This is a genomic window from Pseudomonas putida (assembly GCA_041879295.1).
Lineage (GTDB): Bacteria > Pseudomonadota > Gammaproteobacteria > Pseudomonadales > Pseudomonadaceae > Aquipseudomonas > Aquipseudomonas putida_Y.
Window position 1 is genome coordinate 3,618,045 of the sequence record CP047152.1, and the last position, 25,005, is coordinate 3,643,049.

Annotated in this window: 18 protein-coding genes; 8 read left to right on the plus strand and 10 right to left on the minus strand. The window is 62.4% G+C overall.

Features of this window, described 5'->3' with window-relative positions:
- Positions 1–138: 138 nt before the first annotated feature.
- From GST84_16665 to GST84_16685, 5 genes are all read right to left on the minus strand, one after another.
- On the minus strand, positions 139–681 hold the full coding sequence (locus tag GST84_16665; protein XGB13876.1) for a DUF4174 domain-containing protein: 543 nt from the start codon (positions 679–681) through the stop codon (positions 139–141).
- Positions 682–908: 227 nt separating this feature from the next.
- Positions 909–5,402 (minus strand): hypothetical protein, encoded by a 4,494-nt coding sequence (locus GST84_16670; GenBank protein ID XGB13877.1) that lies wholly within the window; start codon positions 5,400–5,402, stop codon positions 909–911.
- Positions 5,403–5,499: 97 nt separating this feature from the next.
- On the minus strand, positions 5,500–9,921 hold the full coding sequence (locus GST84_16675) for a hypothetical protein (protein ID XGB13878.1): 4,422 nt from the start codon (positions 9,919–9,921) through the stop codon (positions 5,500–5,502).
- 78 nt (positions 9,922–9,999) lie between these two features.
- Complete coding sequence (locus tag GST84_16680; GenBank protein ID XGB13879.1) at positions 10,000–12,360, minus strand: DNA polymerase II; 2,361 nt, start codon at positions 12,358–12,360, stop codon at positions 10,000–10,002.
- A gap of 121 nt (positions 12,361–12,481) precedes the next feature.
- Positions 12,482–13,402 (minus strand): LysR family transcriptional regulator, encoded by a 921-nt coding sequence (locus GST84_16685; protein ID XGB13880.1) that lies wholly within the window; start codon positions 13,400–13,402, stop codon positions 12,482–12,484.
- A gap of 160 nt (positions 13,403–13,562) precedes the next feature.
- Here GST84_16685 and GST84_16690 point away from each other — a divergent pair, with 160 nt between their 5' ends.
- From GST84_16690 to GST84_16725, 8 genes are all read left to right on the plus strand, one after another.
- Positions 13,563–14,351, plus strand: a complete 789-nt coding sequence (locus GST84_16690; protein XGB13881.1) for a YqcI/YcgG family protein — start codon at positions 13,563–13,565, stop codon at positions 14,349–14,351.
- 2 nt (positions 14,352–14,353) lie between these two features.
- Positions 14,354–14,980 carry a LysE family transporter gene (locus tag GST84_16695; GenBank protein XGB13882.1) on the plus strand — a complete coding sequence of 209 codons (627 nt, stop codon included), beginning with the start codon at positions 14,354–14,356 and terminating at the stop codon, positions 14,978–14,980.
- 39 nt (positions 14,981–15,019) lie between these two features.
- Positions 15,020–16,102 carry a hypothetical protein gene (locus GST84_16700; GenBank protein XGB13883.1) on the plus strand — a complete coding sequence of 361 codons (1,083 nt, stop codon included), beginning with the start codon at positions 15,020–15,022 and terminating at the stop codon, positions 16,100–16,102.
- Between the two features lie 138 nt (positions 16,103–16,240).
- Complete coding sequence (locus tag GST84_16705; GenBank protein XGB13884.1) at positions 16,241–16,936, plus strand: sel1 repeat family protein; 696 nt, start codon at positions 16,241–16,243, stop codon at positions 16,934–16,936.
- A gap of 147 nt (positions 16,937–17,083) precedes the next feature.
- Positions 17,084–17,776 carry a branched-chain amino acid ABC transporter permease gene (locus tag GST84_16710; protein XGB13885.1) on the plus strand — a complete coding sequence of 231 codons (693 nt, stop codon included), beginning with the start codon at positions 17,084–17,086 and terminating at the stop codon, positions 17,774–17,776.
- Complete coding sequence (locus GST84_16715) at positions 17,773–18,087, plus strand: AzlD domain-containing protein (GenBank protein XGB13886.1); 315 nt, start codon at positions 17,773–17,775, stop codon at positions 18,085–18,087. The genes GST84_16710 and GST84_16715 overlap by 4 nt, the downstream gene beginning before the upstream one ends.
- On the plus strand, positions 18,084–18,929 hold the full coding sequence (locus GST84_16720; GenBank protein XGB13887.1) for a helix-turn-helix domain-containing protein: 846 nt from the start codon (positions 18,084–18,086) through the stop codon (positions 18,927–18,929). Before GST84_16715 ends, GST84_16720 begins: the two co-directional genes overlap by 4 nt.
- Positions 18,930–19,193: 264 nt before the next feature.
- Entirely contained in the window at positions 19,194–19,421 is a 228-nt protein-coding gene (locus GST84_16725) for a hypothetical protein (protein XGB13888.1), read from the plus strand.
- Positions 19,422–19,467: 46 nt separating this feature from the next.
- On the opposite strand, the gene GST84_16730 is transcribed toward GST84_16725, so the two are convergent.
- The 5 genes from GST84_16730 to GST84_16750 all read right to left on the minus strand — a co-directional run bounded on the left by GST84_16730 (position 19,468) and on the right by GST84_16750 (position 24,906).
- On the minus strand, positions 19,468–19,950 hold the full coding sequence (locus GST84_16730; protein ID XGB13889.1) for a copper chaperone PCu(A)C: 483 nt from the start codon (positions 19,948–19,950) through the stop codon (positions 19,468–19,470).
- Positions 19,951–20,559, minus strand: a complete 609-nt coding sequence (locus GST84_16735) for an SCO family protein (protein XGB13890.1) — start codon at positions 20,557–20,559, stop codon at positions 19,951–19,953. It lies immediately after the preceding gene.
- Between the two features lie 196 nt (positions 20,560–20,755).
- The gene (nfuA, locus tag GST84_16740) at positions 20,756–21,340 is read right to left on the minus strand and encodes a Fe-S biogenesis protein NfuA (GenBank protein XGB13891.1); all 585 of its coding nucleotides are present in this window, start codon (positions 21,338–21,340) and stop codon (positions 20,756–20,758) included.
- 58 nt (positions 21,341–21,398) lie between these two features.
- A complete protein-coding gene (locus GST84_16745) occupies positions 21,399–22,433 on the minus strand; it encodes an acyltransferase family protein (GenBank protein XGB13892.1) in 1,035 nt (344 codons plus the stop codon).
- A 172-nt stretch (positions 22,434–22,605) separates the two neighbouring features.
- Positions 22,606–24,906, minus strand: a complete 2,301-nt coding sequence (locus tag GST84_16750) for a peptidylprolyl isomerase (protein ID XGB15791.1) — start codon at positions 24,904–24,906, stop codon at positions 22,606–22,608.
- Between the last annotated feature and the right edge of the window lie 99 nt (positions 24,907–25,005).

The window sequence follows — 25,005 nt, forward strand, 5'->3', positions numbered from 1 at the left end:
AGGCCGTCGCGGTTTGTCGGGGATGTATCGTGCCAGGCGCGCTTTTGTATGGCAGTAGGTCTGCAGCACAGGCAGATACAGTGCGATACACACCACCCGGCAACGGGCCCCAAGGTGCCTTGGGGCCATGAGCCGTATTTAGTCTTCCAGCGGTTTGGGCGGGGCTGCGGGCTTGGCCGGCTTGCTGTCCTTGGCCTTGGCTTGCGGGGTCGCCGCTACGGGCTCGGGCGCCGCCAGTGCCTTTTCACTGGCGGGCAGTTCATCGACCGCCTTGAAGATCACCTGCGGGTCGATGGCCTCGCCGCTGTCGTCGTCCTTGAGCATGTGCCGCTCACCGTCCTTGCCCACCAGAATCACCTTGGTACCCTTGCTCGCACCCAGCTTCAGTTCCCGAATCAGGGCCATTGTGGTCTGCTGCTCGAGGTTCTTGTCCTCCCGCTTGCCCATCATGTTGGCGACGCTGTACAGGACAAGGTTGCGCTCCTTGAACGCTGCCTGGGTGGCCGGGTCCTCGAGCGCCTTGTTCAACCCTCGCAACGTCGGGTCGGCACTGCTGGGAGCGATAACCACCAATGGTCTGGTCTTGCCCAGTTCCTTGGCTAGAGGCGCATCACTGTCTGCGGCAAACAGGGGGCCGGCAACAGCAAGCAAGGTTGCGAGGGTCAGTGACCGGACAAGCATGCGTATCTCCTTATTGTCTCGATATACCAATGACTACAGATCACGGAGAAAAATCCGACAGGGAGCCTAAACCACTTCATTCCAGAAAGGGGTGTGCAAAAGTAACTGTCGATTTCCGAGCCACCTGAAGCCAAGACTACGGCGCTGGTAAAACCACTGTCAGCTTGATTGAGCATAGCCCAAAGCCGCTGTGGCAGGGCCAGGCACCCCCTTGCCCTGAGCGCATGTCAACGCACATCGATCGATGGCCCCTTGGGTCCAACTTCCATCGCTTGAATCGTCATATCCAGCATCAGCCCTCTGCGTGCAGCGCGCTGTGCATCACGAATGGCATCCGCCTGGTCGATCATGGCCCCTTCGCTCAGCGCTTCGTCGTCAAGCACCCTTTCAAGTTGCCTTCTGAACGGCAGGTCGACCGCAGCGAATCGCTCAGGATGGGAACGCTCCAGGTGCGCCTGCCAGAATTCACGGTCAACCATGGAGCGGGCAATCTCTTCCGGCGTTTCCGCATCCCGCACCGCAGCCTCTGCTTCTGCCAGGTCCGCATCCAGGACGCCTGAGATCGCAAGGAAGCTCATTTCTCCCACCTGCAGTGGCAAGTCGAGACGCTCCCTCAGCCCGACCCTGAAAGCCAGCCCCACCTCGCTTCCTTCCAGCGTCCTGCCATGCTGTAGCGCCCATCGGGTAGCGAACATGTCGACTGCATCCTGGCGCCATAAACGTCTGCCCAGGTCTAGCAAAGCACGTTCGCTTTCTCCCTGAGCCGCGTGCTCAACCTGCCAAACCAGCAGGTTCAGTTCAAGGTTGCTCAAGCACCAGGTTGCACCATCCTGGCACCCCCACTCATCATTGGCCACTGACAGCAAGTTCTGCCGCAGCTCTGGCGTAATGGCCATCGCTTGCAATACCGCCATGACCCGATTGCCCAGTGCACGCGCGTTGACACGAAAGTCTTCGGACAGCAACAACTGGCGAAGCACCCGGAAGAAACGCTCGGCGTCCTGCCCTGAATCCAGCGAGTCCCAGGCAGCAAGCATCAAGCCGCGATGCTCCGGAGCCACGGCATCCCCCCATACTTCACGCGCGTGCTGCAGCCGCAGAAGCACTTGCTCCTCGTCGAGGGCCGGATCGACGCTACTCAACGAAGCCTGCAAGCGTAACGTCTGGGCCTCGCCCAAGGGGTTCGCATTCAAGCGGAACCGCCGCCGCTGCCACACGGGCAACTGGTAGAAACCCTCTGGAATGTGCCTGATCCGGTTATCCCGCAAGTCAACGGATACCAACTGAGCGTTGTCGAACACGCCCAGTGGAAACTGCGAGATCTGTGTGCCGCGCAAGTTCAGCCAACGCAACTCAGCCAAGCCCGCCAACGTGAACCTGCTCCCCAGGGGGTTGTGGGACAGGTCGAGAGACTGCAGGCTCGTGCAACTGGCCAGTGTGGCGGTTTGTGTAATGTTCAGGACGATCCGGTTGTTGGTCAGGCTCAGATGCCGCAGCTGCGCTATCTGCAGCAACGGCTGCGGAAGGCGCGTCAACAGGTTCCCACCCAGATCGAGGGTTTGCAGGTTAGGGAAAGCCAGCAACAGGCTGCTGGGCACCTCCAGAAGGTCAAGGTGCAGCAGCGACAGGCTGGTCACACCTCTGAAGCTGACCTGTGCGGGTATGTTGGGCAAGCCGCTCGATCTGAAATTGCAGAACATGACATGGAGGTTTTCCTGTGCATTGATCTGCAGTTCCCCCACGCCCACCGACCGCCGCCAGCAATTGAACAACGTCTGGCGTAAAGCCTCTCGATCTTCCCTGACATCGCCCTGCCCTCGTGCCACCCAGGTATTCAGTGTCATGCGCAGGATGGCGAACTCATTGCGAAGGTCAGCCAGTACGTGTTCAATCTGATGCCCTGAACGCCTGGCGTCATCGGCGAAGGTCTCGACCTGCTCATCACTCAACCACGGAAAGAGATCACGCAGCGTTGCCCTCAGGGCATTGCCCCTTGATGCGAAACCACCTACTCCGCCACCACCCAGCGGGTAGCCAATACGTCCATCGGCCAAGCGCATGGGCCCTCGGACAGCACCTGGGCGTACCGCGCCAAGCAAACGACTGATCTCATCACGATGGCGTGCTGCTTCGCGCGCCAACATCACCCTGAGGTTGTGCGCGAATGGATCGCCGATCCCCATCACCTGCCGTTGCCCTTCGGTATAGGCTGGCGCCATGACGTCGAACAACTCACCTGCCTCACCCAGCGCCGTGCCCTGGCTGCCATGCAGTTGAAACCTGCCGTTCAGATGTACCAGATCGAACGCCCGCGGCCCTTGCTCAGTCTTCGCCAGCATCGGCCCGCCCAGGCTACCTTCGTACAGACGCCAGCACACACCTTGGTCGCCTCCGGGTAGATACCGCAGCAAGCCCAAGGCCACCCGTGCCAGGTCTGCTTGCTGCGGAGTATCAAGGTACAACGCTTCAAATACCCGAGCCTGGCGTGTCGCCAGCACACTGCCCCTTGCCGCCTCGGCCAGCCCCAATGCAACCCTGCCGCTGGACAGCAGCCGCGTGCGATCAATGCTGCTGGCGGTCTGTACCAGTGCTTGCGCAGTGCGCGCGCTCAGCCCCGGGAACACCCGACGCAGCGCCGCGCTGCCAGGGGTGTCGCTGGGCTGCAAGGCTTCGAAAAGGTGCTGCAGCAGTGTTCGGCGTTGCGTCCATGCCAGCGCGGCCAGTGCCTGACCTGTCAGGCCACTCGCGCCTGGCAAGCGCCGAGCGTGATCGAGCACTGTTGCATCTTCTACCGGCTCGCCGCTGCGCAGACGGCCAATCATGCTGCGGATGCGTTGATCAAGCCTGACCCGCTCCACACTGTCGATCATCCCGGGGCTCGGAGGCTGGGCGTGTACATGCAAGCCCCGCACATAGTCGCCATCAAGGCCATGGAACAGCAGAACCTGATCAATCTGTTCGTCATTCAGCCCATTGAAGGGCTCACCCAAACGCCGGAACATGCGGTATCTGTCAGTCCACCGAGCCGGTTGCTCGCTCCACAACCGCCAGGCACCTGCGCCATTGTGGCGCAGCAACGGCCCGTGGCCGTCGACCGGATGCAACTGCCATTGATCATCACCTGCCTCGGTCACGCGATAGTGATGCCCGTCCATTTCGATCCAGGCCCGCCCGTCCTGACGCCGAATACCCAAGGCGTCCGGGCTTGAGGCGGCAACGGGGGCCTGGCTTTGAAACGGCGTCACGTCTTGTTGCCAGAGTTTCTCAGTGCCGTCCTCCAGCCGAGCCGGCACCATGGCATCGACCTTCGCAGAGCGTGCCCAAACCCGTCGAGCCACACCCACCCCGGCGACCGTGGTCGCCAGCACGGCAAGGTCTGTCGCCACATGGGTCAAATGGTCGAGCGCCTCCTGGCGATCGCCTTCCTGCCAGGCCTCGACGCCATGGTAGACCTCGCCCAGCAGTTCGCAGGCCGTCACGGCCAGCAGCGCCAGGCCAACCCCAGGCACAAAAAAACTGGCCAGGTTGAGCAGCGCCCATCCTTCGGCGGCAAGGCGCAGGTCATGCTGGCGCTGAACCTCACGATCCAGCCTGGCCACAGGGACCGCGATCATCGCCGCATCTTCCTTGATCTGGTGGATACGTGCCTGCGCCAGGCTGATGAACAACGGCTGTGGGTAAGCCTGCAAACGCGGTTCGAGATCGCGAAAAGCCCAGCTCGGCAGATCATCGAAGCGCTCCGCGACCTGGGCAAAAAAAGCCTGGCTGTCACGCCGCAGCACGAAGCGGCTGAAGAAACGCTGATAGGCCTTGTCTCGCAAGCGGCGGCCCAGTTCGCGGTTCAGTTTGTCGAGGCTCTCGAACGCGCGCCAAGGCGAAAAAGGGTCCCCAGGCACGTAAAGCAACACCCGACGCGTCGTGTTGAACAAAACGCCCTGCTCAACCACAACGAACACAGTCACCTGCTCAATCTGGCAGCCCAGCAACTTCAGTTGCCTGGCCTGCACAAGGTCGCCCGCCAAGCGAGGCAGCTCACCCTTCTCGCACACAGCCACCATCACATTGAGTTCGCTGGCATCCAGCGTTCCCTCCTGCCTGGCTTTGTAGGCGTCCGCAAGCATGGTGTAGCGCGTGGCATCTACAAGCTGTGATACCAGGCGCTCGGCACTGCCAGCGGGCGTGAGGATGGCATCCAGATGACGTTGATAGCACTCACCCAGGTCCAGCTCACGGCACAGTCCGGCAAACTCGATGCTTGTAGGGGGTTTGACCGTGCCGTGGCGTGGAAGCAGCAGGCGGTTACCACGCGGCTGGCCACCTTCCTGCGCCTGGGCGGCCGTGAAGTTGCGCAATGCCACTTCGAGCAGCGGCTTTTCTTCATAGACCACGGCCGTCAGGTGCGCGCCCACCGGCTGACTGTTGATCACAGCTTCCCGGCGGCCCTCCAGAAACCTGAGCGAGTAAGGGTTACGGCCAAGCCCGTAACGCTCGTCGAGGGCCTTCCCCAGGGCTGATGCGACGAAACGGTCGATGCCCTCGATACCTCGCAGCACCGTGTTCACTTGCTCACAGCAGCGAAGGCTGTTTGCCAATGCCCTGCCGATATCAGGCAGTTGCTCAGCAGGTGCATGACGCAACCAGGGTGGCAGGCGCCTGCCGATGATGCCGTCCTGGAAAGCGTCGATGGCGGCCTGCGCATCTGACGGCAAAGTGGTGTCCATAGCGGGGGCCTCTTCATGAAAAGAGGCCAGACTAAGTTGCCTGCTCCCCGCCAGGCGCTATATAGCTAATGCCTGCGTTCAGACAACCGCCAACCCGCTAGCGGAGCGGACGCTGCACCGTGTTCCGGTCCAGCGCCTCCAGCGTCAACTGCAGCAACACCGCATGCTCGCGTTGCTGATTGCGGATCTGCAGCCGCGCGATTTCCTCGTCCCGATTCCCCAGCGCCATCAGCCGTTCCAGCTCAGCGTGCATGGATTGGGGCACTTGCAAGCGAACCGCCGAGGCCTTGCGCAAGTAATCCTGCCAGAACCACTGGCGTGACAGGTAATCAGCAATGCCCTCCCGAGTCTGTCGCGCCAGGATCCTTTCACGGGCCAGGAGAAGGTCCTGATTACTCAAGGCAGGGATCCCTGCATAAAGCATTTCATCGGGTTGGGCAGGCAAGTCCAGAGACTTGCGCAAGCCGATTCGATAGGCCAAGGCGAATTCGATCGATTCAGCACCCGCCCCCACCCGATAAGCATGTTCAGCGGCAATTTGCTCAAGCACCGCCAACCGCCACATCCGGGCACCGAGCTTCAGCAAGGCCCGTTCAGGCCGGGCAGATCCGCTGTGCCTCGTGCGCCATATCATCACTCGCAGTTCCAGGTCGGCGAAACGCGCGGTGGCGTTATCCTGGCAACCGGTCGCCGCTGCGTGCTCGAACAGCTCTTGCCTGAGGGCATCATGCTCAGACATCGCCTGGAGCATGTCGAACACACGGGCCGCCAGCGCGGATGCAGTCGATGAGAAACTGAAGGCGCCGGATTCTGTCAGCATCGACAGGGTATTGAAAAACTCTTCCGATTGCTCCTCGGCCTCCAGATGGGCCCACAGTGCCGCCATTTCATCTCGACGTTCGCCAGGCAACGCATCCAGAATGCGCAACCGGTAAGGCACGCGACTGGCCTCAAGCAAATGCCAGGTTGAAACCCCGTCATATGCTGCCCCCAGCGGATTGCCGGAAAGCTCGACCCTGCCCGAACGCCACAACTGCGACTGATGAAAACCCTCGGGCAGTTCAGAAATACGGTTGTCGCTGAGGTTCAGGGTGTGCAGTTCTGGCGCGTCCATCAGCCCGTAGGGGCACTCGGGTAACTGAGTGTTCGACAGGTAGAGGGCATTCAGCTCGATCATTGCCTGGACGGAAAATGCCCTGCGCAACGGGTTGTCCGAAAGGTTCAGGTACACCAGGGACCGGCAATCTGCCAAGACCAACGCCTGGCCTTGGTCGAGCGTGATCTGGTTACCAGACAAGTCGAGTACCTCCAGCCTCTGGACAAGCATCAGAGGCAATGGCAAACGCGTGAGTCGGCAGTTGGTGATTTCCAGGTTGCGCAAGTTGGGAAACGCCCGCAGAAACTCGTCCGGAACGTGCTCCACGCGCATGGCGCGCAAGGCCAGGATCGAGACGTGGGGAAAGCCCACTTGCGCGGGCAGGACCGGCAGCTGGCGCAAGCGGCTGATGGTCTGGGTCAGCATGAAGCGCCCGTCCTCCAGTGCTGCTTGCCCTTGCAATTCCGGCACAAGACAGCGCCAGCAGTTGATCAGCCCCTTTCTGAACTCACGCCGGGCGGCCAGTTCTGGTGACAGCAAGGCACTGCGTGCCCACTGGGTCAAGTGCCTCTTGAGCACCCCATATTGCTGCTCCAGCATAGATAACCTGGCCTGCGCGTCACTTGAGGCCAACCAGCGCTCGATCTGTTCGTCGGTAAAGGCCGGATACAGGTCTCGCAACCGGGCCTGAAGCGCCCTTGGCCTGTTTAGCCCTAACGCCCCCCAGAGCCTGCCGCCCGCCATGGGGTAACCAATCCGGCCATCAGCCAGACGTTGCGGCGCGAGAAACGAGCCGCTCGGCTGCTCCAGCCTGAGCAGATTCACCACAGTCTGGCGTTGGTCGAAAGCCAGGTTGGTCAGCGCCTGGCGCAGCGCAGGCACAAAGGGCTGGCCTTGAGCGATGGCCGCTTGCGAGGCGTCGTCATAGGCTGCGGCCAAGGTCTCGAACAACTCGCCTGTCTCACCGATATCCGTTTGCGTTCGGGCACGCAGGCGGAACAGCCCATGACGATGAAGCACGTCAAATGTCTGCCCCGATCCCTCGACCGTCAACAACGGCTCGCCAGCATCACCGTCGAACAACCGCCACCCCGGCCCACCAGCCCCCGGCACATGTACCAGCATATTCAAGACCACACGCGCCAGGTCGAGGTTTTGCGGCGTATCGATGCACAGCGCCTCAAACACCCGCGCCATTCGGATTCGCGCAACCTGCAACCTTGCTGCCTCGGCCACCAGCAACGGCACGCGCCCCGTCTCACGTAAAAGCTGCAGGTCATCCTCGCTGGCATCGCGCAACACCTCATCGGCGGCCAAGCGATGCAGGCTGGCAAAATTCTGTCGTAAGAGGCGGCCAGTGTCCGTGTCGGGATTCTGCTCATCGTACATCGACTGTAGCAGTTCTCGTCGCCCGGCCCAGGCCACATCGGCCAACGCTGCCCCGCCCTTGCCGGCCGCCTGTGGAAGGCTCATGACCCGCTGCAGCAGTTGCGGGTCTGCGGTTACACCGCCCTCGCGCAACTGGTTGACCAACGTACCAATCCTGCCAGCGAGCCGCACGCGCGTGACGGTGTCGACCAACGCTGCCTCCGGCGGTCGGCCATACACATGCCAAGCTCGTAGGTGCTGATCATCGAGGCCATGGATCGCCAGCGACCGGTCGATCTGCGCATCGTCAAGGTCACTGAATGGCCCGCCCAGGCGGCGGAACAACTGGCGTGTGTCGCCCCACTCGGCGGGCTGTTCGCACCACAGCCGCCAGGCACCGGCCCCATTGTGACGCAGCGGCGGCGCATAGCCCTGATAAGGGAGCAATTGCCACTGTTCATCGTGGTCGTGCCAGGTCATCTCATACCAGTGCCCGTCCATGCTGATCCAGCGGCGCTCGCCCAGGCGGTGCATACCCTCCATGTCCGGTTCCGCGGTGCCTGGGGGGCTTTCGCAGCGATAGGGGCTGAGGTCTGCGTTCCACAGTTTTTCCTCACCGTTTTCCAGCTGCGCGGGTACCAGCTTGTCCACCACGCTCCAGGCGCGCCGGGCCGTGGCAACGACGGCAACGGTTGCCCCGACAGCCAGCAGCCCCTTGCCTACATTCAGCAGGTGCGCCAGCGCCGCATTGCGTTCGTTGTCCTGCCAGTCCCCTACAGCCTGGAACGTCTGCTCAAGCAGTTCCCAGGCCATCACCCCCAACAACACCGCGCCGATGCCCGGAACGAAGAACCCTGCAACACCCAACAGGGTCCAGCCTTCAGCACGCAAACGGCGGGCGTGTTCGGCCTGGACCTCGCGATCAAGCAAGGCCACGGGCGGGGCGATGACCGCAGCATCGTCCTTGATCCGCGCAATCCAGTCGTCAGCAAGGTGTTCGAACAGTGGCAGGCGATAGGCAAAGGTCTGCTCATCAAGGTCCCGGGTTGCCCAGCCGGGCACGTCATCGAGACGCTCACTGACGGCCGAGAAGAATCGCTGGCTATCGCGTCGGCGTACGAAGCGGTTGAAAAAACGCCGGTAGTCATCTTCGCGCAGGCGTTTGCCAAGCACCCGGCGGGCGTAATCTTCCAGGTCGCTGCGCACGCTCCAGGGGCCGTGCGGGTCACCCGGTACATAGACCAACACGCGCTTGCTGGTGTTGAACAACAGGCCCGCGTCGATCACGTCCAGCACAACGATCTGCTGCAAGCGGCAGCCGAACACCGCCAACTGTCGCACGCGAACCGATGCGCCTTCGAGCTTGCCGAGCGTGTCCTTGGTGCAGAGCGCCACCACCCACTGCAGTTCCTCTGCGCTCAATACGCCCTGAGCCCTGGCTTGCAGGGCATCCACCAGCATGCTGTAGCGTTGCCGTCGTGTCAGCAATCCTCTGACTTCGGGCTGGAGTACCGAATCCAGATGCGCCTGGTATTTCTGCCCAAGATCCAGCGTTCGACACAGCCTGGCGAAGCCCGGTGCAGACAGTTCACTACGCTTTGCGCCGCGCACATCGACCAGGCAATTGCCCTGTGGCTGGTCGCGCTGCTGTTCTGCGGTGAAATTGCCTAAGGCGGCCTCGAGCAGAGGGATGTCGTAGTAATCGCTGCCAACAACCGGAAGCCGACTGGTTACATAATGGATCGTGGGCGAAGTAAAGGTGTACCACTGGCGAAAGTACAGGCGATCGACGTCAAGGTCGCCGTGGGCACCGAGCGCTTGCTGCAGCAAGGGCTGGGTAAATGCATTCAGGTTGCGTAGCCGCGCCAGCGCTGACGACAAGCCTGCGCGGCAGGCCAGCAGTTCAGGCAGCGCCTCGCTCAGCAGGGTGAATTCGGCCATGCTCAGCCGCTTCATCCAGGCCGGCAGCCGCTGTGCAATGTAGTGATCCTGGCATGCTTGTGCCATGGCAAGGGTATCGACCACAGCCGATGGTTGACTGCTATTGTTCTGCATCTCTGCCTCCGCGACGACATGGAGGACCGAGTCTGAAGACTGTAGCGTCATGCTGACGCCTAGCTATCTACCACCCGCTCAGAACAGCAGTAACTGATGGTCGGTAAGACGCGCGAAATCATCGCCGACAAAGGGCAGGATGGCATCGGCCACCGGCAGGAGCTGACGGCTGATGTAGTGATCGTAGTCGATCGGTGCCTGCAGGTTTTCCAGCGGCTCAGGGCCAGCGGTGGTGATCACGTAACTGATCCAGCCCCCACGCTGGTACTGCAGGGGGCGCTGCAGACGCCTGTTGTAGTCGTCGGCAAGGCGCGCGGCACGCACATGCGGCGGCACGTTGCGCTGGTAATCGGACAACGGGCGACGCAGGCGCTTGCGATAAACCAGCAGTTCGTCCTGCTCGCCCGCCAACGTTCGCCGCACATACTCGCGCACGTAATCACGGTAGGGCTCGCTGCGGAACACACGGCCGTAGAGTTCCTGCTGGAACTGCCGGGCCAGCGGTGACCAGTCGGTGCGCACCGATTCCAGGCCCTTGTAAACCATTTCTTCAGCACCGTCGGGCCGCTGCACCAGGCCGGCATAGCGTTTCTTGCTGCCTTCGTCGGTACCGCGGATGGTGGGCATCAGAAAGCGCCGGTAATGCACCTCGAACTGCAACTCGAGCGCACTCTGAAGGTTCATGGTCTCGTGCAGATGGGCTTGCCACCATTGGTTGACCTTTGCCACCAGCTCGCGGCCGATGCGCGCCGCGTCTGCCTCGGCATGGGCGCCCTTGAGCCAGACAAAGGTGGAGTCGGTGTCCCCGTAGATCACATCGTAGCCGCACGCCTCGATCAAGGACCTGGTCTGGCGCATGATCTGGTGGCCGCGCATGGTGATCGACGACGCCAGGCGCGGGTCGAAGAAACGGCAACCGCTGGAGCCAAGCACTCCGTAGAAGGCATTCATGATGATTTTCAAGGCCTGTGACAGCGGCGCATTGCCCTCGCGCTTGGCCGCTTCCCTGCCCTGCCACACCCGTTCGACGATGGCTGGCAGGCAGTGCTGTGTGCGTGAAAAACGCCCACCACGAAAGCCCTCGACCGAATGTGCGTCGTCAGGCAGACGCAGGCCTTCGATCAGCCCGACCGGGTCGATGAGAAAGGTACGGATGATCGACGGGTACAGGCTCTTGTAGTCCAGCACCAGCACCGAGTCATAAAGCCCTGGCCGCGAGTCCATGACAAAGCCGCCGGGGCTGGCTTCGTCCGGGCGGCTGCCAAGGCTGGGCGCGACGAAGCCAAGGCGGTGCATCTGTGGAATGTACAAGTGACAGAACGCGGCTACCGACCCACCGCTGCGGTCCACGGCCAACCCCGTCACCGACGCACGTTCGAGCAGGAAGTCGAGCAGCCGGGTATGGGCGAAAATGCGCGTGACCAGTTCGCAGTCCTTCAGGTTGTAGCGCGCCAGGGCCGGTTTGTCTTCGGCGAAGCGGCGATTGATTTCGTCCATGCGTTGGTACGGCGTGTCGATGGCCTTGCCTTCACCCAGCAGGGTCTGGGCAACGTTCTCCAGGCTGAACGAGGGAAAACTCCAGGTAGCCGAACGCAGCGCCTCGATGCCATCGATCAGCAGCCGCCCCGGCGCATCGGCGAAGACATGGCCGCCGCCGGCATGGCTGCGCAGGGTCATGACCGCACCGTTGCGCCCCAGGGCCAGAGGCACCTGCAACGACTTGGCGTGCTCATGCAGCAGGCGCAGGTCGAACTGCACCAGGTTCCAGCCAATGATCGCGTCCGGGTCATGCCTGGCCATCCACTGGTTGAGCCGGGTGATCAAGGCGGCACGATCAGCGCAATACTCCAGGTCGAAGTCAAGCCCGCTGGCATCGCCGTTGGCCGGGCCGAGCATGTACACCTGGCGCTGGCCACAGCCCTCCAGCGCGATGCTGTACAGCTCACCACGCTCGCTGGTCTCGATATCCAGCGACACCAGGCGCAGCGCCGGGCGATAGCCTGGCAACGGCCTGAGCTGGGCGTCCCGGTAAACGCCCTGCGCATCCGGCTGGCCAGTGAACTGCACCGGCGCCGTGATGAAGCGCTCCATGAGGTAACGCTCCGGCGGCCGGATATCGGCCTCGAACACGTCGATACCGGCCGTGCGCAGACGCTGCTCCAGTTGCATCAATTGGCGATGCTGGCGGGTATAGAGGCCGAGCATCGGGCGATGCTCGAAGTCCTTCAGGCGCAGTGGCTTGAGCTTGGTCCCTGCTTCATTGGCCAGCAGCATACGGGCGTGATCGGCCTGCGCCTGAGGAATGAAAGCCACCGACTCCTGCGCCGCCAGCCGCAACAGCCGCGGCCCGGCATCAGTGGCCAGCCAGAACTCCACGCAGGTGCCTTCCGGCGTATCGTGCCAGTGCCGGGTCAGGACAAAACCCTGCTGCAACTCCACTGCGTCGACCTCTGGATTGTCTGTAGATGGCGTTATTCTACCTGTGTCGTGCCTGGCATGAGTGTTTTAGCGCCTGTTACGCAGCCGGTGCATCCTCGCCGACTGATGCTCGATCGGGTATTCAACCGTACAGGTAGTTGATGTCCTTGTAGACCAGCGGCGGTACCCGGCCGAGCAGGAAGTCACGCAGCTTGTGCATCTGCCGCGCTTTTGGGCTGGCCTTGAGCCAGGTCATGTAGTAACCGTCGCCGGTGGCCACGGCATGTTTGAAAGGCGTGACCAAACGTCCGGCGGCCAGGTCGGTACTGGCCAGTACCAGATCGACCACTGAAATGCCCAGGCCTTGCTGGGCGGCCGATATGCCCTGGTCGAGGGTATCGAACACCTGCCCCTGATCGATGCTGATGTCCAGCGCATCCATTCGCGCCAGCCAACGCCGCCAGTCACGCCGGTCGGGCGACGGGTGCAGGAACTCGCATCGGGGCAGGTCGGACAGTTGCGGATGTGCCTGCGTCATGTAATCCGGATGACATACCGGGATCAGCCATTCATCGAACAGCTTGAAGCTCTCGATATCGGCGGGAAAACGCCCGCTGGCCAGGAGAATGGCGCAGTCGTAGGGCTCGGAATAGAAGTCCACGCTGTCGATATCCATCCACACACTGGATAGCTGCACGCTGCAGTTGTCCTCGACCTTCTTGAAGGCATCCAGCGCCCGCAGCAGCCAGCGCACCGTAAGCGTGGACGGCGCCTTCAGGCACAGGCCGTAGCGATCCTGACGCAGCAGTGCGCAGGCATTTTCGATGATCTTGAAGCCCACCTTCAGCTCTTGCGCCAGCAGGCGGCCGTGCTCGGTCAGGCTCAATTTCGGCCCCCGACGTTCGAACAGGTCGCAGCCGAACAGGGCTTCGAGGGTCTTGATGTGGTGGCTGACGGCGCCCTGGGTCAAAGCCAGCTCTTCAGCCGCACGGGTGAAAGAGCCATAGCGAGAGGCCACCTCGAAGGCACGCAGTGCGTGCAAGGCCTGAATCCGTTCCGACATGGCGGCGTCCCGAGCATGAGTAAGACTAATAGTAGGTCATAGTTCCACGCGTTTTACAACGACAGGAGCGTCTCGGAAAATGCTGGTAAATAACAAACATCACCAAGATCCTGCCTGCATGTGACTGGAACGTTCACTTAAATCAACGCCTGGGGAAATCATGTTTACGGGATATGGAAATTGCTATCGCCTGGATGCGCTGGAGCTCGCCGCTGAACATGGTTACAACATGCAACACTGGACGTTCAAAACCATAGAACACTTCCGCAACATTCTTGCCAACCCCGAATTCCCCTGCCTGTTCGGCCGCAAGGCGGTAAACGGCGAAACCTGCCACATTCTCTTCGCCCGCGCCGAGCAACTGGCCGATGACATCGCACAGGGCCTGGCCAATTACGTGCGCACCGTCGCACCGATCGCCCCCAAGCAGCGCATCGGCAGCCCTTTGGTGGTGTTTCTCGAAACCGCAGCCGGCAGCAGCCTGGCCGAGCAGCAGGCCTTGGCCTGGAAGGTACTGCGCGGCGTGCACGCACGCGACCCACACCCTTGGCCTCAGAGCATCCCGACCGATCCCGACGATGCCGGCTGGTCGTTCTGTTATGCCGGCATGCCACTGTTCATCAACATGAACTTCCCCGGTCATCAGCAGATGAAAAGCCGCAATCTGGGCCAGCACATCACCTTCGTCATCAACCCGCGGGAGAACTTCGACGAAGTGGCCAACGCCAACACCGAGAGTGGCAAGCGCATCCGCGAGCGCATTCGCGAGCGCGTGCACCACTACAACGACGGCGTTGTGCCCGACACCCTTGGCTTTTTCGGCGATACCGACAACTACGAGTGGAAGCAGTATCAACTGCAGGAGACAGGCTCGCTCAACCCGTCACGCTGCCCGTTCCACGCCCATGCCGCACACCAGGCGACACCCGACATACTGATCGAGAACTGACCGTGAATACCGCACTCACCGCCACCTATGCCCTCACCGTGCTGCTACTGATCGCCACTCCCGGCCCGGTGGTGGCACTGATCGTCAACACTGCGGCCGCCTCCGGCTCGCGCAAGGCCATGTTCACCGCCGTCGGCACCAACTGGGCTTCACTGGTGCTGATCGGCGCGGCAGCCTGGATCATCCTCACCAGTGCCGCCATCGACAAGGCATGGCTCAGCACCATGAGCCTGCTGGGCTGCCTGTTCATCGGCTACATTGCCATCGGCACGCTGAGGGACGCCCTGCGCGCACCCGCGTCTGACTCGGCGAGCGAGGCCCCCAAGGCTGGGCGCGGTGGGCTGATGCAAGGCTTCATGGTGGGCATTTCCAACCCGAAAGACATCATTTTCTTCATCGCCTTCTTTCCGCAGTTCATCCAGATCACCGAATCATTCGGCAAGAGCATGGTGGTGCTGTCACTACTGTGGGTGGCCATCGATTTCGCCGTGCTCAGCCTGTACATCTTCGCCATCGGCAAGATCGCCTCGCAGCGCAGCAACCGCGTCATCAGCCTGGCCTCGGGCGTTGCCCTGCTGCTGATCGCCGCCGGCGGCTTGCTTTACAACCTCAAGGAACTGGCGGCCTGAATCTGCTGCACCGCGCCTGGCATCGGCGAAGGAGAGACCATGACCACGATTGACACGCGCCCGTCTCCTTCTCCGCTGCAGCAGGACTACCAGCGTTTTCTCCTGCTGGGCAGTCGCCGTGCGCCCTATACCCTGCATGTGCACGAAACCGGCTACCGCTCCGGCACCATCAACACCGATGCCCTTGGCTTGCGCTACAGCCATTGCGCCGGCAAGCGCTTTTCGGCGGCCGAGCACGGTGGTGCGTCACGCATCAACCTGCTGGTCGGGGGCTCCACAGCCCTGGGCATCGGCGCCAGCTCCGACGAACACACGGTGGCCTCGCACCTGTCGATGCTCACCGGCGAAGTCTGGCTGAGCCTGGCCGGCTGCGGGCTCAATGCCACCCAGGAATTGATGATGTTCCTGACCCACCAGCACCGCCTTGGCCAGCTCGGCCATGTGGTGGTGCTCAGTGGCCTCAACAGCCTGGCCCACGAAGCCCTGTGTGAAGTCCTCGCAGGTACCAACGACCCGCAGCATGCCAAGGCCTACCAGGCCTTTCTCAACAGTTTCAGCGAAGGCCTGCAGCCCTGCGCACCACCCCGTCGGCAGTCGCTGTGGCGGCGTATCGGCCAGGCGCTGGCGCCTCCTGCGGCCGCGGCCCCGGTCAGCTGGCCGCTGTCGCCCCCGGAAAAACGGCTGGCCCGTGCCGCCGACAACATTGGCCGTACCTTGCGCCAATGGGACCGCTTGCTAGCAGACAGCCACGCCACGCTCACCTTCATCCTGCAACCCTTGCTGCCCTGGTGCAGGGATACTCTGCCCGCCGGTGAGCAAGCCATGCTGACCGCGCTTCAGCAACAACCGGCGAACTTCGACCGGCTGCTGGAGGGCGCATTCGACAGACAGTTGCATTCGACATTTTTCCGCCGCATCAAAAGCCAGGCCGACCCGGTGCCCTGCTACGACATGAACTGCATGCTCGACAGCTCGCCAGTGTTCGGCGCCGACCTGTTCATCGACCGCCTGCACCTGAACGATCTGGGCAACAATGCCTTGGCCAAGGTGATCACCGCCAAGCTTGGGCTGGCCCAGGAAAAACATGGCCAGCGCAAGGTCACGCCGATCAAGCTCGTCTGACAGTTGCCGAGTGGTCTTTCGGCCACCCCTCTTGGATGGGTAGAATACGTCGTCGTTACGATTTGTCCGAGGCGCACGCTTGACCGCCATGAACACCGAAGCCGTCCATCCGTACCTGGCCATCCATGGGGTTCGCCTGTGAGCCTTGTGCGACGCCTGCCCCCGCTGTTGGCTGCGCTGGTGCCACTGGCCGCGCAAGCGTTGGAGGTACGCATTGACCCTCATGCCGACTTGCTCTACCGTCAGGCCTTGCCGCTGCTGGAGCAGGCCGATGACCAGGGCGATGCTGCCAGCACGCTGCGCACCGCAGTGGGCGGTGACCCCGAGCTTAGCCGCCAGGGCCAGGCCATGGCCCACACTTTGCCGACAGCGGTAGCCCTGCTGAAAAAATCGGTAGCGCTTGGCCACCCGGTTGCGCAGTACCGCCTGGCGCTGTACTACATGACGTACCTGCCCGTCGCGCAAATCCCGGAGGCCGCCTGCCCGTTGCTCGAAGCCAGCCTCAAGCAGGGGTTTGCCGCACCCGCGCCAGCCATCGCCACCTGGTGCCGGCCCTACAACGTCAGCAGCGAGTACCGTACAGCGCTGGAGGCCATCCCCAGCATGGCCACCGTGTACGCCCCCTACTACCCGCAACCGGCCACACGCCTGGCCTGCAACCGCAGCCGGCCACAAGGCCTGGAAATGCTGTGGGGGCGTCAGCGCGACTACCAGGCCGAGGTGTACCGCCTGCTTGGCGACCTCGACCCACAGCAGCGCACGAGCCTGCTGCAGAAAGCCGTAGACATCAATGGCTGCGCAACGGCGCAACAGCTGCTGACCAGCCGCCCATAACCCAGGTGCATTCGGGGCCGCTTTGCGGCCCTGTTGTCAAGTGGCCACTGAGGTTGAGGCGAACACACGTCGACCAGCAAGATCGTTCAAGCCATCCCCTGCCCCGTCTGTCATGCTGGCCTGCCACGTAGCCGTAATGCAGCCATCATGCCCCACATCGCCCGCCAAGCCTTCCTTCACGGCGCCATTGCCATTATCCCGTTGTCCCTGGCCGTTGCCCCTTGGGGACTGCTGGCCGGTTCCATGGCCATCGAGGCCAACCTCAGCGCCTGGCAGGGGCAAGGGCTGTCGGCCATCGTCTTTGCCGGCGCCGCGCAGCTGGTGGCCATTGGCATGCTCAAGGGGGGTGCCAACCTGGCGTCGATCCTGCTCACCACCCTGCTGCTGACCTCGCAGCACCTGCTGTATGGCCTGTCGATGCGCCCGGTACTATCCAGCCAGCCGCTGCGCTGGCGCCTGGGCCTGGGCTTTCTGCTGACCGACGAATTCTTCGCCCTGACCAGCCAGTACGACCAGCAGCAATTCAACCGCTGGTATGCCTTGGGGGTGGGCCTGACCTTCTACATTGCCTGGAACCTGTTCACCCTGGCCGGCATACTGCTGGGCCAGAATATTCCACACCTGGACCAGTTCGGCCTGGATTTCTCCATTGTCGCCACTTTTGTCGCCCTGATCGCCCCGCTGGTGCGCAACCTGGCCACCGTGGTGTGCGTAGCCGTGTCGCTGTTCTGTTCGGTGCTGTTCAGCTACTGGCACTGGGAAACCGCCCTGGTGGTCGCAGGCCTGCTGGGCATGAGCGCCGGGTTCATTTGCCAGAAATTCGCCGGAGCCCGCGCATGACCTGGATCCTGATTTTCGCCATGGGCGCCATCGTGTTCCTCAACCGCTACGCATTCCTGGAGCCACGCCTGCCCTTGCGCCTGAGCTCGAATGCCCGGCAGTTTCTCGGCTTTGCCGTGCCGGGCATGCTCACCGCCATCTGCGGCCCGATCATCTTCATAGCTGACCACCAGCTCAACCTAAGCCTGCTCAACCCCTACCTGCTGGGCTCCCTTGTGGCCATCGCCCTGGTGCTGTTGACCCGCAGCGTGTTGCTGAGCATGCTGGTGAGCATGTTGATCTTCTTCTTTCTACGCAGCTGGCTGGCATGAGCACACCCTTGCGCGAGCAGACACACCTCTGGCAGGCGCCAGCCCTGGGCGACGTCGAGATGCTGCACGCTCGCTACTATCAGCAGCGCTTCGCCCCGCATGTGCACGAGGGCTACGTATTCACCGTGATCGAGTCGGGCGCCCAACGCTTCTGGCACCGCGGCAGCGAGCATCTGGCACCGGTCGGCAGCATGGTGCTGATCAACCCCGACGAACTGCATACCGGCGCTACGGCCCATGAAGCCGGCTGGCGTTATCGCGGCTTCTATCCCGAGCACGAGCGGGTCACCGGTGTGCTCGACGAACTGGAACTGGGCCGCCACGGTATGCCCAGCTTCAAGGACAGCGTGATCCATGACCCGGCCCTGGCCCTCGCTTTCAGCCAGCTGCATCAGTTGTCTGAAGCCAGCGCCAGCGCCTTGCAGCAGCAGACGGCCTGGCGCCAGGCGGTGCTGGCCCTGGTGCAGCGGCACGGGCAGTGCGCCGAGCCTTCGCCCCCTGGCCACGAACCCCTGGCCGTAGCCCGCGCCCGCGAACTGCTGGAAAGCCAACTGGCCGACCCGCCCTCACTGGAAGCGCTGGCGGCAGCAGTCAACCTGTCGCCGTTCCACTTCGCCCGGGTGTTCCGCCAGGCCACCGGACTGCCACCCCATGCCTGGCTGAAGCAGCGCCGCCTGGCCCGCGCCCGCGAAATGCTGAAGCACGGCCTGGCCGCTTCGCAAGTGGCGTTCGACCTCGGCTTTGCCGACCAGAGCCATTTGAGCCGGCAGTTCAAGCAAGCCTATGGGGTGACCCCGGGGGCCTATCGGCAAGCCTGCGTTCACTCTGCTCTACGCGCGTGAGAGGCAGCGCCCTCTCGAGAATGCAGACCCGCCAGCAGCTACCAGATTGTGCAGTTGAGCACTTCAACAGGTCACGTTCAGAAACCAAGCCCTGAATCCCTTGCACGGCACGAGCATCAACTTTAAACATGCTGTTTATAAGTAACGAGTTGTTACTGCGCCGCAAGAGCAGCCACTTGCAGCTGCCGCAGCGCGCCTTGCAAAGGCCGCAAGAGCCTGGCCAACCCTCTGCTACACTGACAAGGCTGAACGGAGGATCCTGCCATGTCCGAAAGAGAGCTCACCACCCTTCTGTCGTTGATGAACCAGCGCCAGGCCTGTCTGAGCAGTGCCTGCAAGGAGATTGCCGACTGGATCGACCGGCAGGGCGATGTGCCCGCCGCCGGCAAGATCCGCGCTAGCCTGAAGGCACTGGAGGCCGATGAGGCCCAGGTTCGAAAGACCCTGACGTCGCTGACCCTCGACAGGCCGCTGCCGCGCTTTCGTAGCTGAAAGGCGCAGTTGAAAAAAGGGCCGCTGAACGCGGCCCTTTGATCTGTCAGTGGTTCATGTGCATGTGATCATGCCCACCACCCGCGTCGGCGTTGAGTGCACGCACTTGTGCCTGAACTTCCAGGGTTTCCTTGGCGCCCTTGGCATCCTCGATGGTCAGGGTCAGAGGCACTTTGTCACCCTCCTTCACCTGATTGTGCAGGCCCATCAGCATGACATGCAGGCCATTCGGGTCCAGGGTCACTGCCTTGCCGGCTGGCAACTCGACAGCCTTGACCTCACGCATGCCCATCACGTCACCGTTCATGGTCATCTCGTGCACCTGCACAGTCTTGGCCACGGGCGAAGCCACGCCTACCAGCTTGCTGTCGCTGCTGGCGGTCAGGACCATGAAAGCACCGGTGGACTGCTGGTGCGGCACGCTGGCACGCACCCAGGCATCACTCACGGTGGTCTGGGCCAGGGCCGGCAAGGCCAGCCCCATCAGTACCAGGGCAGCCAAACCGCGTTTGATCGGTTGCATCGACATTCAGCAGATCTCCATCAGGGTGACCAGGTCTTCGGCACATTCCTTGGCGTTCAGGGAATGGCCCAGGCTCAGGCGCAGGGTGCCACGTGTATCGTAGACGTAGCTGGTGGACGAGTGAGAAATGGTGTAGGTGTCTCCGGCCGGAACCTTCTCGTAGAACACCTTGAATTCCTTGGCCACCGCGGCAATTTCCTCGGGGGTGCCGGTCAGCGCGGTGAACGTCGGGTCGAAGGCCTTGACGTAGGCATCGAGCACCTCGGGCGTGTCGCGCTCCGGGTCCAGGGTGATGAACACCACCTGGAACAGGTCGCGGTCGCGTCCCCTCAGCAGCTTGCGAATCTGCGCCGCACGCGCCAGCGTGGTCGGACAGACAGCCGGGCACTGGGTGAAGCCGAAGAAGACCATCGGCATGCTGCCGTAGAAGCTCGACAGGGTGCGCACGTTACCTTGCGGGTCTTTGAGGCTGAACTTGCGCCCGAGGATTTCGTTGCTCATGTTCTTGCCGTACTTGAACTCGAGCCCCCGGGCCGGGCTGCAGCCTGCCAGCAGGCCAAGCCCGAGAACGCCCATGCCGGCGACAACCGCACGCCGGGTCAAAAGATCATTCATGAAACCATCCTTTACAGGGAAGGTGCCGGCCCTCGGGACGGGCCGGTCGAAAAACCGGGGCATTCTGGCATGACACCCAGAGGGGTTCTACCCGACCAACGCGGGGATGGCCTGCAGCCCTTTGAATACGGGCTGCGGCCTGTTGTCGCAGGGGTTGAAACCGTAACACTTTGTTGCTAAGGGAGCCGCCTTCAACTCAGTAGTAGGCGTTTTCTTTCTGGCTGTGGTCAGTCACGTCGCGCACGCCCTTCAGCTCCGGAATACGCTCGAGCAGGGTGCGCTCGATGCCTTCCTTCAGGGTGACATCGGCCTGGCCGCAACCCTGGCAGCCACCACCGAACTGCAGCACGGCAATGCCGTCATCGACCACGTCCACCAGGCTCACCTGGCCACCATGGCTGGCCAGGCCCGGGTTGATCTCGGTCTGCAGGTAGTAGTTGATACGTTCGTTGATCGGGCTGTCTTCGTTGACCATTGGCACCTTGGCGTTCGGCGCCTTGATGGTCAGCTGGCCGCCCATGCGGTCGGTGGCGTAGTCAACCAGTGCGTCTTCCAGGAACGGTACGCTGACGGCGTCCAGGTAGGCGGTGAAGCTTTTCAGACCCACGGCGGTGTCGTCAGGCTTCTCTTCGCCCGGCTTGCAGTAAGCGATGCACGTCTCGGCGTACTGGGTGCCCGGCTGGGTGATGAAAATGCGAATGCCGATGCCGGGCGTATTCTGCTTGGAGAGCAGATCGGCCAGGTAGTCATGGGCGGCGTCGGTAATGGTTATAGCGCTCATGTAGGTTCCTCACAGACTTGCGGCCAAGTGTACGCCAACCCGGCCCTTGAACAAAGTCCTAGCAATTGACTCGGGAAAGCGCATATTCCGGGGCCGCCCCCCGTTGCGCCGTCAGCCAGGCCTGCATTCGCCGGTACAGGCCGCGCTCCAGCCACTGGTAGCTGAACCACGACATTAGTCCAATGGACGGCACGCACAGGGCAAATGTCAGGAACGGGTTCAGCTGCAGCCGCTGGCTGGCGAACCAGCCTGCATACAGCACCAGCACATGAATCAGGTACACCGAGTACGAACAGTCGCCAAGGGCCTTGAGCAGCCGATTGCCCTGGAACAGCGGCTCCATGGCCACGAAGGCCAGCACAATCATCGCGCTCGGCATACCCCAGTGCAGCAAGCGCTGGGAAGCGTCCAGATAGTAGATCGCCAGGCCCGCCACACCGAGCAACGCCAGCGGCAACCACCGGCCCTGGCGGATCAGCCCGCGGCGGTACAGTACGCCGACACCAATGCCCAGCAGAAACTCGTAGATGATGTCGTTGTTGTAGAAGCGGCTGACCACGCCCATGCGCCCCAGTACCTCACTGACCAGCAACAGTGCGGCAGTCACCAGCAGCAGGTGATGCTGTTGGCGTACCAGGAACGCCAGGCCGAACAGCAGGTAGAAGAACATCTCGAAGTTCAGCGTCCAGCCCACGTTCAGGGTCGGGTACAGGCCGTAGCCACCTGGGTTTTCCGCCGGGATGAACAGCAGTGACAGCAACAGGTGCGGCCAGGTAAACGCCTGATGTGGCATCCATTGGCTGCATGCCAGCAGCAACATGGCCATCAGGGCGGTGTAGAACCAGTAGGCAGGAACGATGCGCAGCGCCCGGTTGAGCAGGAACTGGCGCGGTTCGATGGCTTTGTCGCGGGTCGACAGGTAGATGACCAGTCCACTGATGACGAAGAAGATGTCGACGCCTACCGCGCCACGGTTGGTAAGCAGTTGGCCGATGGGGCCGGTGGCGTGGAAGTCGAAGAAGATCTGCATGAAATGGTGGCAGACCACCACCCAGGCGGCGAACGCCCGCAGTGCCTGAAGCGAATACAGCATGGAATACCCTGCGCTTGGCGGTGCATTGAGGCCCGTATCGAGTGCAGAGGCCAGCGCCAGCCTTGATGGCAGCGCCATACTCGCGAAGGGCTGCAAAGCAGCCCCTTTGCAATCGATCAAGACCACCCACCGTTTCCGACCGCAGGGCACTCGGAAAAGTCAGCCAACCCGATCAGAGGTTCTCGTAGCGGTTCATGTCCAGCACGCCCGCCTCGACCGGTTCGGTCTCCTTGATATAGCTGTTCAGGTCGTGGAAGTAGTGCCAGAACGCTGGGTGACTGCGGCGCACACCCCAGCGCATGACAATGCGCTCGAACTTCGCCGCGTCATCTTTCGCATACTCCATGTCCTCGACGAACTCCGGCACATCCTTGGTCGGGATGTTGAAGATGAAGTTCGGGTAGCTGGTGAGCACACCCGGGTACAGGGTCAGGGTATCCAGCCCCGGCTGGTAGCGGTACGCCTCACCCAGCAGGAACGCCACGTTGCTGTGCGCGCGGTTGCGCAGCAGGCTGTACACCTGACGCTGGCCGTCCTGCCCTTCGATACGCAGCATGGTCGCCTCGGGCAACTGGTTGATCACCTTCAGCCCGGCCGCCGGGCGCGACACCAGTCGGCTGAGCGACTGCTCGGCATTGCGGAACTCTTCGCTGATCTGCGACCGTGAGCAGAACGCGCCCTGGCAGCGATTGATCGGGTCCGGCGCGGCATTCAGGCTACCGGTGCGCTGCAGCAGCTTCAGGCCAAAGTCGCGCTTGGGGTTGCGCGAGTCGAGCTTGATACCACTCGGGGTGTCGGTGTCGATGTCTTCATAATCCATCCACATCTTCACCTTGCCACTGTTCTGGTACCAGTCGCCAAGGATCGCCTTGCGCTGGTCGGCCGGCATCAGGCGCAGGAAGTTGATCTCGGCGCCATTGCGGATCAGGTCGAAGTACAGGCGCGTCTGCAACTGGTGCGAAACGTTGCCATACACATCGAAGTTGACCGCCAACTGGTAATACGTGCGCTCGAACAACGGGTAGTCGAACAGCCACACAGTCAGCGGTACATCCCCCACCAGGCCCTTGGTCACCGATGCGCTGTCGAAGTGGCGGAAGATGCTCAGCAGCGCATTGTCGTTACCGGCCCACAGCGTCGACCATCTCGGTGCCGGCATTTCGGCATAGGCTTCACGGCGCAGTTTCTCGTAGTCGTTGCGCTTGTCACGATAGGCGTGCCACAGGCTCAGCACACTGCCCACGTCATCGATCTGGCCAGGCATGGCCAGCAAGGGCGTAGCCTTGCCCCGATACTCGGCATCGGTGATGTAGCGATCGAAGGCCGGCTCCTGGAACAGCGCCCAGAAGTTGTCGCGGATCACGTCAGTGGCAATCTGCCCGCGGCACACCGGGCCACGGATGAAGGTGCGCACGAAGTACTCGGCGTTATCCAGCATGAACTGGTAGCGCGCCACCGCCGGGATCGCCTCGAAGGTTTCAAACGGATTGGCCCGGTGGCGCGGGCCGTAGCCCGGAAGCGCGGTGGCATGCCAGTCGCCGGCGTAGAACAGCTGCTTCACGCGCTTAAGTTTCTGCGGCCCCATCGGGTAGGTGATGTGCGTCTTGTGCACGATCACGCCCTGCACCGGGATCAACCGGTAGTAGAAGTCCGTGCCCGGCGGGTCGTTGGGGCGGCGGGTGGCAATGATATCGACCGGCTTGCCACTTGGCGTGCGCGAGCGCACCCACTGGAAGAAGTGGCCCTGCTCGCCGCCAACGAAGTAGATATGTGCCAGGAACAGGTGCTCGTACAGCCAGCGGCCCACCAGCGCCTCGGTGGAACCCGGGCGGTTGAGCAGTTCTTCCCACTCTGCGATTTGCCTGGCCTCGGCCGCGCTAGGCTGGATCGGCTGATACTCCACCGGCGCACCGGCCGCCAGCCAGCGGCGCATGGTGGTGTATTCGTCGTCGGTCAGCCCGGTCACCGCCAGCGGCATGCCCTCCTTGGGGTGTGCGCCGGCATAGGCGTCGAATTCATGGGGCAACGGGCACATGTTGTTGCGGCTCAGGCCCAGGACGATCTCTTCGGGCAGCTTGGCGTTGGGCGTAAGCGGGGTTTTGTGGCCCAACTCCAGCATGCGCGCCATCAGCGCAGCCTGACTGCCCTGGTTGTCGAGCACCGAGTAGAAGCCCTTCTTGCGCCATTGCTCTTCGCTGTGTGCGTCGTAGAACAGCCGCGTGGTGGGCACCGCCTTGCTCCGCTCGCCCTGGTACACCGGGACCTTGCTGGCCCCGCGTACAGCGCCTTCAGGGCTTTCCAGCTTCAGCTGGCAGGCGGCGTCGTTGCAGGCATGGCAGGCCACGCACTTCTCGGTAAAGATCGGTTGAATGTCCCGGGTGTAGGAAATGGCCGGGCTCGACTGGGGGGCTTGCCCGAATGCCGCGCCGCTGATGAGCAGGGCGAAGGCGCCAGCAAGGATACGATGCACCATGTGCGGAAAGTCCTGGTTCTTGAAAGCCATCACGATTTGTTGCCTGGTCATCCTGGGTGCTTTGCGCTGTCAGCGCCCGCTCAACATGAGCAGTTTTCA